The sequence below is a fragment of the Mesobacillus sp. genome, assembly GCF_049588175.1.
Classification (GTDB): Bacteria; Bacillota; Bacilli; order Bacillales; family Cytobacillaceae; genus Mesobacillus.
This window is the reverse complement of the sequence record NZ_JBAVFI010000033.1, coordinates 1-6,605: the sequence shown is the minus strand read 5'-3', so window position 1 is coordinate 6,605 and position 6,605 is coordinate 1. Positions and strand designations below refer to the sequence as shown.

The following is a 6,605-nucleotide window of genomic DNA, read 5'->3' as shown; positions in this document are numbered from 1 at the left end:
CTCCTGAAACCAGGAGATTTCCGCTGCCTTCAGGGTACTCCCTTAGCAGCTGTTTGATAAAAGTAGTCTTCCCGCTTCCTGTCTTACCGACAATTCCTAGCGTTTCGCCGCGGTTTAATTGCAGTTTTATATTATCGAGATTATTTACCTTTGATGAAGGATACTTAAAGGTCAGTTCTGACATCTGAATGTATTCAGGCTCGTTTCCTTCAACAGGCTTTACTGGATCGGCAACATCTTCTTTATATGCCAATGTTTCGTTCAGACGGTCCAGTGAAGCATTGCCGCGCTGCATGACGTTTATGAGCTCTCCAATTGCGAACATTGGCCAGATGAGCATTCCAAGATAAACGTTAAAGCTGACTAACTCTCCCAATGTCAGTTTCTGCTGGAATACTAAATAAGCACCATACCCTAAACCAATCAGATAACTTAAGCCAACAAGAATCTTGATCGTAGGTTCGAAAAGAGAATCTATTTTAGCTACCTCGATATTCTTGTAGTAAACATCCTCAGTCAGTTCATGGAACCGGCCTTCATCCGCCTTTTCCTGCACATAGGCACGAATGACTCGTACTCCTGAAACCGATTCAAGGACTCTGTCATTCAATTCTCCGAATGCATCCTGGGCAGCAGTAAATTTTGCATGAATCTTTTTTCCGTAGATGTTGATCAGCAATGCCATTATCGGCAGAGGGATAATCGAAACAAGCGTAAGTTCCCAGCTGATGAAAAAGCCCATCATGAATAGGATTGTCAGCATGAAAAAGGTTGAATCCACTATCGTCAGAATTCCAAAACCTGCTGTGACCGATATGGCCTTCAAATCATTTGTCGCCCTTGCCATTAAGTCACCGGTTCGATTTTTTTCAAAAAATGCAGGGGTCATCTTTATAAGATGCTTCATAAAGCGGCTCCTGAGTTTTCGTTCAATCAGGAATGCCCCGCCAAATAACTGGTACATCCATACATAGGTGATGAAATATGATACTACTGTAACAAGAAAAAGTCCGCCTAAATATTTCAAGATGACGGTTTGAGTTATCGTTCCGAGCTGAATTGAATCGATTGCCATTCCCACAATCTTTGGCGGAAGCACATCAAGTACTCCGGCAAAAATCAATAAGGAGATTGCAACACTGTAACGCTTCCAGTTTTCTTTAAAAAACCAGCTTAACTTCGATAAAACGGATAACATGACAACACTTCCTTTCTTTTGATTAATTTCCACTAACCGCTTTCCAGATTTTCACCTTTCACTAATTTTTTCACATTTACATAAACCATCTTTGTTTCCTCCTCTGGATCAAATTTTTGAAGGGGCTGGAGTTAAGTTAATCCTCTGCCTGTCTTTAAGCACTGGAGACAAAAAAAGACATACCGCGGCCTGCGATATGTCTTGAATCATCCGATAAAGACAGAAAAAGGCACACGTCACGTGAAATACGCAACCGGTGCCTTTGAATGAACAAAAGAAAAAACAGTTAAAAACTCAGTAACGGTTTAAGGACAGGTTACGTTTATTAAGTTTTTCGTATCTTGCAATTTTGACAATGTTCATAACAGTAACCCTCCTTTTTAGCTTAATTTTCCATTCCCTTTTGTAAGGGTATCACCATACAAGCAATCATGTCAATTCTAATTTTTCTAAATTTTAGCTCATCATTAAAGTTCATCGGAGCCTCTTCGGAAAATTCCCCGGGCAAAAATCAAATAAACGAGCAGTGGAACGGGGGCCTGGATCAATCCAAGAATTCCCCATAACCAATAATTATGGCCGTGTTTGCGGGCATTTGTAAAAAGAAAAATACTTTGAGACAGTAGGATGGCTGGAACAAAAATAAGCATTAAAATTGTTTCTGTTTGTGTCAAATCGCCATTCATCTTCCATCCACCTGCTTCTTGGCTCCTTTAAAGCTGTATATTACCGTCACTGCTGCTGCGGCAGCCTGAAGAATCAAAAACAGCTGTGGAATTTCCATTAAAGTAAAAATTACTCCGCTTAGAATTAACAAAGCGCTTAGGATAAACCAGCCTAGTTCTCTCCGGTACTTTTTCTGCAATTGCTCTTGCTGCCTGAGCACCATTTGTTCAAACCACTGATCTCCCGGATTATAGTTATCCAGAGCATCTATTTTTTCAAGTCCTTCGTTGAGCTGGCTGATGGTTTCGAAAAATTCTTTGTCCAATAGGTCATCGTTTGGCGAGATCTCGTTTCGATCTGTCATCTAACTTCAGCTCCTTTCTTACTGCTAAAAGCCCATGATGGACTCTTGACTTTGCAGTACCCGCAGCGATATTCATGATTTCTCCAATTTCATCGTAAGAATAACCATAATAATGTTTTAAAATCAGAGGGATTCTCATTTCATCCGTTAGCATTGCAAGAGCATCCAAAGCGTCTGTCCATTCCTCATTTCTGGATTCCATGTACCACTGCAGCTTACGAGTCGCAGCTTCCCCTTCATTCCATTCTCTCTCCCGCTTTTTTTTGCGATGCTGATCAATATACAGATTTGTCGCTATACTGATCAGCCATGATGAAAACTTTGATTTCCCATTGAATAAATGGATCTTTTCCACACATTTGGCCATCGTTCCCTGTGCAAACTCTTCAGCAAGGTCAGGATCCATGGTTATTTTCATCAGGTATTTTACCAGAATGGGGTAATGTTCTCGGAAAAGGATGGCAAAAGCACGGTGGTCTCCTTTTTTAGCAAAACTGATTAATTCTTTCTCATCCATCAAGCAAGCCTCGCTTTCCCCGCCGTCCCGAAAATTCTATCTCTAAAAGATTATCTGTTAATAAGACGTTCAATGATATGAATCGTTCAAAGATTTTCAAAGAAAATCTGTTTACATTTGGAGTTTTGCTTTTCATTATTCGTTCTTCCTTCTCGACCTCTTTTTGAGAGACTAAAAATTTTGTAAGAAAAGCACCTCACCTCAGCAAAAAGGAAAGCCCCGGCAGGACTTCCCTCCAAACTCTATAATGAAACTTCCTGTATGGCAGATTCTTTTACGGCTGTTTGATTTTCTTCTGTAAGCTTTGGCAAAACAATCATGTAAAATACGCCAACAATCGCTAGGCAGCCACCAACAATCCAATAAAGCACTTCAATCGAGAGGATGGCCGGGAAGCTGTAAGCAATAAAGGCCAGCGTCAAAGAATGCGACAGCATGTTGAGTGGGCTGATCAGCCCCTGGACTCTGCCCATCATCTTTGGATCAATGATGCTCGGAAGCCAGCCCCCAATTCCAATATTGATAAGCGGAAGCGCGAGAGCGGAAACAAACAGGAGAGCCAGGAATAGCACGATATTATTTGGAATGGAAGCAAATGCGGTAAAGCTTCCTGCCACAATCAATCCAATAGATATCAGATGATAAAGCTTCATTTTTTGCGCCAGCAGTGAGGCAATAAAGCTGCCGATCAGTACGCCAATTCCAAAAACGAAACCGATGACAATCGAATATTCTTCATAAGTATTTGGTGCAAGCTTATATTTAAGGATAAAAATCGGCATGACGGAGAATCCGCCATTGACAATTCCAAAGATGAAAAATCCGATAATCAAGGTAAACAGCAATTTGCTGCTTAGAACGTACTTGTAACCCTTTTGGAAATCTTTAAAAACCATCTTAATATTCAAATCACTTAGTTTATGCGCACCATTGGGCAGACGGGCGTCTTTTGGTACGTCTGTAGCATGGATTAACAGGGCGCTTACTATGAAAGACATGGCATCAACCAATATCGCTCCGTAGATTCCAATGGACCAATATGCGAGAATTCCAAGGCCATTCCCAAACAACATGAATAGGCTCATCACTAGCTGGTTCAAACCAGCAGCTGTCGTATAATCATCCTTTTGCAGAATTCCTTGCACCATCCCATGCTCAGCTGGAAAAAAGAATTTTTGTATTGCACTTCTCAAAAACAAGACCCCGAATACAAACGGCATCCACCCTATATAGATGGCCGCAATCAGCAACAAGGATAATCCGGCGCTGACCCAATCGCAGTACACTGCAATTTTTTGCCGGTCCATCCGATCTGCCAGGACACCTATCAAAAAGAAAACGGCAAGCATTGGCAAGGAATACATTAGCTCTGTTATCGTAGCGTATACTGGCTGGGTGCTAAAACGGTCAAGCAGGAAAAACATAAACGCGGTCAACCCGATCGTACTTCCCATTTGGGAAGTGAAATTTGCCAGGAATAATTTTGTAAAACTCCTGTTCCGGAAAATCTCCGCAAATTTTTTCATTTCGTATACCCCTTATTTTTCATTTGTTATCTCCATGATAGAGAGATTTAATGGAAAAAATAAGCATCTCTTGACCGTTTGTTTCTCCATCCTAAGACTGAGATCCTTTTGACCATAGACCCAGCAACTTAATCCTCAAACGTCCCTTTTACAACAGGACTGCCATTCTCCACCATCACTTTTCCCAGGGCAATGACTGACTGTATCGATAAATCTGTCTTATTAAGCAAGACAAGATCGGCATCCTTCCCTGCCTCAACTTTTCCTTTTTGATGAAGCTTCAAGATTGCTGCAGGGTTTTGCGTGATGACTCTTAGTGCTGTGCTAATCGCGATGCCCTCTTGTTGGATCGCATCTTTTACTTCTTGATATAGAGAAGAGACTTTTCCAATCTTAAGTCCAATCAAGTCGCCATCTTTATTAAAATCAGGCAAACTCGCCTGGCCATCAGATGTGAATGTGATTTGCGAAATATTAACACCCTGCTCAAGCATTTTTCTTAGACCAAGACTGCATTTCACTTCGCCTTCTTCTAAAAATTTAGGTATAGAGCTGGTCGTGAAATCTACATAGCCGCCTTTTTTGGCATATCCAATCCCTGTTTCAAATAAATGCGGATTCCGATTGATATGGGTTGGATGGAATTGGCGGATTGGGATATCGGTCTTGTCAACAACCTCTTCAATTACCTTCAGGTGGTCGTAGCTGTCACCAACATGTACATTGACTATTCCAGCCTTACCGGAAAGCATTCCGCCAATTCTTGCTGCAGACGCAATTTTGGCCATTTCTTCTGACGTCGGCTGGGAAGAGCGATGATCCGCAATTGCGATTTCTCCAACACCAATAATTTTATCAATCAGGATAAGATCATCTTCAATTTTGCCCGTCAGCGTCTTGACCGGCACCTGATAGGAACCCGTGTGGACATAACAGGTAATCCCTTCTTCTTCCAGAGCACGAGCTTTTGCAATCAGGCTTGGCATCGTCCTTGTAGTTCCGTCTGTGCCAATAACACCGACAAGTGTTGTGATGCCGGCAAGCGTGGCATCCGTCAATTGAAGTTCAGGTGTCCTCGTCCTATAGCTGCCTTCTCCGCCGCCGCCCATTATATGTACGTGGGAATCAATGAAGCCTGGAACTATATACATACCTGCAGCATCAATCACTTTTATATCCACGAACCTTTCAGGTACCGGGATTTCCTCTTCAATGTAGCCAATTTTATTGTTCACGATTAAAAGATCCTTTTTACCTAAGTAATCTGGAGCAAAGATTTCACCATTTTTAATAAGCGTCAGCATTCCTTCTACACCTCTTAACAATTAAAATCTGTGTTTATTACATCATAATATAGACGGGAAAAACTGCAAATTGATTCCTGACTGTTTGACTGCTATGTTGCCAACTTAGCCCAATCTGCTTAATAAAGGTTTTCATTTCTTAAGGACGGGGTAATATTCTATTAACCTAATAAAATAATCTAACGAATGATAAAGGAGTTAATATATATGAAAGAAATCATGTCTTCAAACGTTATGGTACAAAAAAGGTTCACAATGAAAAAGATGTTGGAAATTTATCAGGCAGCTAAAAAACTAAATGGCACTACTTATTTATACAGCCGCCAAAAAGCAGTGGAAGCTACATCTCTATCAAAGCTTGTTTCCTTCCTGTTGACGGTAGAACCAAACACAACTTTAAAAATTATTATGGAAGGCACAGATGTAGAACCGCAATTAGATCAATTGACGAAATTGCTGACAAACGAAGCTTCTCTATTGCGTGTCAACCGCAAACAGCTTCTAGAGTCGTCTGAATCATTCCAGATTTAATAACAAATTATATTTTAGAGATATAGAGGTGAAATTTCATGGTAAGAACAATTTTAATGGTAATCGGCGCTATCGTCGTGATTGGATTTTTAATGCGAATGCTATAATATCTAATTTTTAAAAACAGCTGCATTTATAGAAGCAGGTCAGACTGTAGACAAACTCGATGTAATGGGTTTGCCTGCAGTCTTTTTTTAACTCCTTTTAAATACACCAATAAGGTCTCTTGATTGCCTGGATGCCATAAAAATTAGAAAAACAGGGCACCAATACAATCTATTGATTACCTGTTATTACATAAATTTGAAAATAAGGTCACCTATAAGGCCTTTTAGTTATCGGGAATAACAAAAGTTGGAAAAATAGGGCACCAATATGGCCTCTGGGTTACCTGAAATTACAGAAGATTTGAAAAACAAGGCACCAATGAGGCCTCTTGGTTACTTAAAATTACAGAAATTAGGAAAAACAGGGCACCAATAAGCCCTCTTAGTTACCT

Annotated in this window: 7 protein-coding genes; 1 reads left to right on the top strand and 6 read right to left on the bottom strand. The window is 40.6% G+C overall.

The genetic code is table 11. The features are described from left to right. From WB217_RS00700 to iadA, 6 genes are all read right to left on the bottom strand, one after another. Positions 1–1,198, bottom strand: a 1,198-nt coding sequence (locus WB217_RS00700; RefSeq protein ID WP_423989694.1) for an ABC transporter transmembrane domain-containing protein, incomplete at its 3' end; no start/stop codon positions are given. A 467-nt stretch (positions 1,199–1,665) separates the two neighbouring features. Next, positions 1,666–1,884, bottom strand: a complete 219-nt coding sequence (locus WB217_RS00695; RefSeq protein ID WP_423989692.1) for a sigma-Y antisigma factor component — start codon at positions 1,882–1,884, stop codon at positions 1,666–1,668. Next, positions 1,881–2,228 (bottom strand): YxlC family protein, encoded by a 348-nt coding sequence (locus WB217_RS00690; protein ID WP_423989690.1) that lies wholly within the window; start codon positions 2,226–2,228, stop codon positions 1,881–1,883. Before WB217_RS00690 ends, WB217_RS00695 begins: the two co-directional genes overlap by 4 nt. Continuing rightward, entirely contained in the window at positions 2,194–2,745 is a 552-nt protein-coding gene (sigY, locus tag WB217_RS00685; protein ID WP_423989688.1) for an RNA polymerase sigma factor SigY, read from the bottom strand. The genes WB217_RS00690 and sigY overlap by 35 nt, the downstream gene beginning before the upstream one ends. A 242-nt stretch (positions 2,746–2,987) precedes the next feature. Then, positions 2,988–4,271 carry an MFS transporter gene (locus tag WB217_RS00680; protein ID WP_423989686.1) on the bottom strand — a complete coding sequence of 428 codons (1,284 nt, stop codon included), beginning with the start codon at positions 4,269–4,271 and terminating at the stop codon, positions 2,988–2,990. 128 nt (positions 4,272–4,399) lie between these two features. Beyond that, positions 4,400–5,575: a beta-aspartyl-peptidase gene (iadA, locus tag WB217_RS00675; protein ID WP_423989684.1), complete on the bottom strand. Its 1,176-nt coding sequence runs from the start codon at positions 5,573–5,575 to the stop codon at positions 4,400–4,402. Positions 5,576–5,782: 207 nt separating this feature from the next. Between iadA and WB217_RS00670 the strand changes: the two genes are divergently transcribed. Next, entirely contained in the window at positions 5,783–6,106 is a 324-nt protein-coding gene (locus WB217_RS00670) for an HPr family phosphocarrier protein (protein WP_423409578.1), read from the top strand. Positions 6,107–6,605: the final 499 nt, after the last annotated feature.

Coding starts and splice junctions, on each gene's coding strand:
- iadA (WP_423989684.1), bottom strand. CDS start 5,575: ATGCTGACGCTTATTAAAAATGGTGAAATCTTTGCTCCAGATTACTTA.
- WB217_RS00670 (WP_423409578.1), top strand. CDS start 5,783: ATGAAAGAAATCATGTCTTCAAACGTTATGGTACAAAAAAGGTTCACA.
- WB217_RS00680 (WP_423989686.1), bottom strand. CDS start 4,271: ATGAAAAAATTTGCGGAGATTTTCCGGAACAGGAGTTTTACAAAATTA.
- WB217_RS00690 (WP_423989690.1), bottom strand. CDS start 2,228: ATGACAGATCGAAACGAGATCTCGCCAAACGATGACCTATTGGACAAA.
- WB217_RS00695 (WP_423989692.1), bottom strand. CDS start 1,884: ATGAATGGCGATTTGACACAAACAGAAACAATTTTAATGCTTATTTTT.
- sigY (WP_423989688.1), bottom strand. CDS start 2,745: ATGGATGAGAAAGAATTAATCAGTTTTGCTAAAAAAGGAGACCACCGT.